We start from the raw sequence: 3,813 nt of genomic DNA, 5'->3' as shown, positions 1-3,813 counted from the left end.
CATTATCATAGCAATGCAGGGCAACCCTTCTTGTAGAATGAAACCTATTGGGGCATACAACTCCTGATGCCGTTGCCTTATCAAAATGTGTAGCGAAAAGTTGAAGGGACTGGTCATCAAAAAAATATCTGTGTTTCTTGTATCTGCTCTGGCATATTTTGTCGGCGCGTGGCTTTTCGTCGCCATCTTTCAACGGTGCAAGGATCAGGATCAGAGATTTTTTGTAGTCTTCTTATTGATGCCAATCGTGTATGTGTGTTTCACGATTCTTCTTCTGCTTTTCAATAAGCATATAATCGGTATTCAATCTGCCTGCGCGTTGCAACTTTCAGCAGGAGCCTTTATCGGTCTCTCAGCTTTTCTCTTGTCACTCGATGGTGTTGGCTCGTTAGTTCATAGTGATTCTTTTTCTCAACTGCTGAGCCAGTTTTCCGTTCCCGCCATCGGCGCTCTTGTTGTTGGTGGTGTAGCGCTTGGGTTTAGCGTTTTTACCCAAGCGCCACACCAAGGAAAAGACCAAATCAATTGTCAGCAGATGAATTCAGCTAGCTTTCGGCAAGCTGTCATACGAATCTCTAGTGAAGCTGGCTTATCTCTGACTAGGTATGGCGAGGGAAGGGGCACTGATGCGTGATATCGTCAAAATCGCTCTGGTCTATGCCGTATGTGTTCTGGTATTCCAGACTGTTTTTCTCAGCGACCTGGTGTGGGTGCTGTTCCCTGCGGCAGTCATTGAACCATTTCTCATACCTGTAGTTGCATTACTAATCACCCGGAAAATCCAGGTATCAGAATGGCCGCTAAACTTTTTTGTTTTGCCACTCTTGCTTTACTGCTTTGGCTTGGTCGCTAACATTATGGCATTTTGGATTTCAACTGGAGGAAGCGTGTTTGCAACCGGAAATCACATTTGGTATCCAGTAGCTCCAAATTCCCCTTCGGATGTTAAATGGTGTGGACTTTATGGAATTCCAGCTGTCATTTTCATGGCAGGCTACCTGATTCGTTTAGCGATGCGAAAAGGGTAGCTTGCCATGTTTCTGCCCCTAATGATCCATCAGAAAATGAAGTTCGCTAGTTTTTCACAGGTTTTATTAATCACCTCTGAGGAAATTGAACCAGCTAGCTTTCGCCTTAGAACCCCACCTGGAACTCCTGACATGACTGAAGTGAATGCTGTCAACGCGCCTGAAGCATTTGAGGCATTAACACTGCTGGCGATCTGCTTGAATCTGTTGGCAAGTTTGCTGGAATTGTTGTAGTACTCTCGCAATGTTGCTGACAGAAGATGAGTGTTGTCGTCGTTGCCGTTTTCTAGCGTGTTAGCGATAACGATGGCATCTCCGTCACAGCAGAGGTCGTCACGGTTACAGTTGTTTCCTACCGATTCCCATTCTCCCTTGTCGTTTTTCTTGTCAAGTACTAGCCCCTTCAAGCCAGGATGCTGGCGGTAATCATTGCCTTGTCCTACTAGGGCTGTGGCCACCTGATCCAGGTTCGCGTTGGGATTCCAGTCAAGCGTTTTCTGAATGTTTTCCATCGCTGTGGCTAGATCTCCGGCCCAGCCAGTCCACGCATCAGGGATAACATTCCAGTCGGTGTATCCAAGTGTTGTTGCCGCCAGATGCGCCAGATCAACCGATTCTCCGGTCTTGTCAGTCATGGATTGCCGCCAAGTGTTATCAATATAGCGATTCAAGGCAGCGATGATCTTCTTGCCTACAGCGTCCTTCTCGAGTACTCTCGCGTCAGCACTCCTGAAACTTTCGGCAGACACGGACCAGTTCACCGCAGATCCACTACCACCGTCACGCAGGTAGGCTTTTGCTAAATAGTTGAGTATGCAACGCCAAGTCGGAACGGCAATCCACGTTCCCGCACCATGAGAACCCGCAACGTAGTCCTCACCAACTTTGCTATCAGCACGTAATTCCTCAAAGCGCTTCTCTAAATGCCAGATCAGATCAATTGGAGCCAGCTTGTTGTAATCGATGCTGGTGTCGGGCGCAGCGTCACCGGCACTTGAGGGTGCAACATGATCCACTGCTGGAGCTTGACCTGAATAGGCGACCCGATCAAGGTCAAACCCCTGACCTTTGTAGTCACTGATTTCAGTGAACTGATCATAGTTCCAGCTATCAGGAATAGGGAAGCCGAGGTTGCCAGAAAATCCTGTAGACATGTCCGAGACGAACGCGCTTCCAGCGTATCCGGCTTTAATGATGCGGCTGCAAATATTGCGTGATGCGTAGATACCCACTTTGTATCCGCCTCCCAGGCTTCCACGCACGCCTTGGAAATACGGAAGAATATGGCTTGTGACCTCGGGGTCGGTCGCGTCGAAATCAACAGCGAAATAGATATACGTTCCCGGAATGCCAAGTCTTTGGGCGGCTTGCCTTGCAAGCGTGGCATGGCGAGTTCCGTTTTCTCGAGTGAAGTGGCGCAATTCGGTGGAATACTCTTGGAATATTGGGAAGAACTTCATCCCTCCGTTGGTGATGCGTTCAAGTTCTCCGGGGCGAATTGCTTTGAAATAGTCAGACGGATCTTTTGAATCCTGATTGGGTTCAGTCAGGTAACGTCCTACGATCTCATAGCCGTTCGCCTTAAGTAGGTTGAGTCGCTCAGCCGTAATCTCGAAGCGTGTATCGCATGCTTTGCAGGCGCGATTCGGATCACCTTTCGAGGTCAACAGGCTCATCCATGTAGTCGAGTCGACCACCCCGCTTCGTGGGAGCTGATACTTTGATTGGAATTGCGGAACGAACGTTGACAGTGCGGTTTGTGCAGAAGGATAGATATCGGGAGAAATCCGGTTACACACTAGAGCAACCTGAGCTAGCCAAGCCCACTTCGGTAAACTTGCCGCATTGCTGGGTGTAACTATTGTTAGATGCGCTTTGGTGCCATTGCCGAAATTACCTGTGGCTTCCGCAGGGCTAAATCCTTCAATGGCTTGCAAGACCTGAATCAGAGCAGTATTCATTTCCCGACCGTAGAGTCCATCGGTTGGGATGATTCCGGTATAAGCGCGATACTGTTGGTTGATTTGTTGCTGTGCTTGCCGAATCGCTGAAATGCCCCCATAAGAGCGAAGCAGGACGAATTGCTGCATTGACAACAGCGCTTTCATGACGTCGGGCGTCACAGTGGAATCTCCACCAATGCCCATGTCGCTCTTAAGCTGTTTGATGGCCTTTCCTGTTCCACTATAGAAGTGAGTCGTGATATCGCTGGCACCGGCAGAATATCCCTTGCACCACAAGGCGCCTTGGATAATGCCGTACACATTAGAAGTCTCCTGTGGGCCGTCATCCTGTTGGTGGATGCCGTTAGGCCACCGAGACTGGAAGCGACTGATAGTTCCCGGTCCGAAATTGTTCGCCGTTGTCGTAATACCCAGCTCGATTTGCAGAGCGCGGATTAGCGCGTTGATAGTGCCCCAGCCTGTATATCCGTCCTCTACGACTGAACCGAATCCAGCCTTGCTCCTATAGGTGCGATTGAGCCATTGCTGTGTTTTTAGCACCATTTGATCTGTCATGATTCCTCCTTTTTAGAAACCAGTTTGTTAACTCAAGACAGGCGAACACCTGACAGGGAGGGATCCAGAACACCGGATGAGAAGCCCCGGAATTCTTCGCCCTCACCTTGGCCTGGTCTGGTTTTGTGGACCGGGTGTTGTGAGGGTTGTTGGTTGTTATTGGTGGTGTTGCGCCCATTGGCGCGCGTACTGGTTGTGTGAGAGCCAGCCCACCGCGCTGTGGGGGTGTTCTTCATTGTAGCGCTGGGACCAGGCGCCGATCAAGG

The 3,813-nt window shown here is 49.6% G+C and carries 3 protein-coding genes; 2 read left to right on the top strand and 1 reads right to left on the bottom strand.

All coding sequences use genetic code 11. The features are described from left to right. Positions 1–85: 85 nt before the first annotated feature. Positions 86–634: a hypothetical protein gene (locus tag HMPREF9006_RS10245; RefSeq protein WP_232209814.1), complete on the top strand. Its 549-nt coding sequence runs from the start codon at positions 86–88 to the stop codon at positions 632–634. Beyond that, positions 627–1,028, top strand: coding sequence for a hypothetical protein (locus HMPREF9006_RS10240; protein ID WP_202812430.1), 402 nt, complete (start codon positions 627–629; stop codon positions 1,026–1,028). The genes HMPREF9006_RS10245 and HMPREF9006_RS10240 overlap by 8 nt, the downstream gene beginning before the upstream one ends. A gap of 29 nt (positions 1,029–1,057) precedes the next feature. Here HMPREF9006_RS10240 and HMPREF9006_RS10235 read toward each other — a convergent pair whose 3' ends face one another. After that, complete coding sequence (locus HMPREF9006_RS10235) at positions 1,058–3,547, bottom strand: glycoside hydrolase domain-containing protein (protein ID WP_009212109.1); 2,490 nt, start codon at positions 3,545–3,547, stop codon at positions 1,058–1,060. Between the last annotated feature and the right edge of the window lie 266 nt (positions 3,548–3,813).

Source organism: Actinomyces sp. oral taxon 180 str. F0310 (genome assembly GCF_000185285.1).
In the GTDB taxonomy this organism is placed as follows: domain Bacteria; phylum Actinomycetota; class Actinomycetes; order Actinomycetales; family Actinomycetaceae; genus Pauljensenia.
The sequence above is the reverse complement of the archived record's forward strand: the minus strand, read 5'-3'. Positions and strand labels throughout refer to the sequence as shown.

Bases quoted from the DNA above. Each gene is read 5' to 3' on its own strand.
- HMPREF9006_RS10240 (WP_202812430.1), top strand. From the start codon at position 627: ATGCGTGATATCGTCAAAATCGCTCTGGTCTATGCCGTATGTGTTCTG.
- HMPREF9006_RS10235 (WP_009212109.1), bottom strand. From the start codon at position 3,547: ATGACAGATCAAATGGTGCTAAAAACACAGCAATGGCTCAATCGCACC.
- HMPREF9006_RS10245 (WP_232209814.1), top strand. From the start codon at position 86: ATGTGTAGCGAAAAGTTGAAGGGACTGGTCATCAAAAAAATATCTGTG.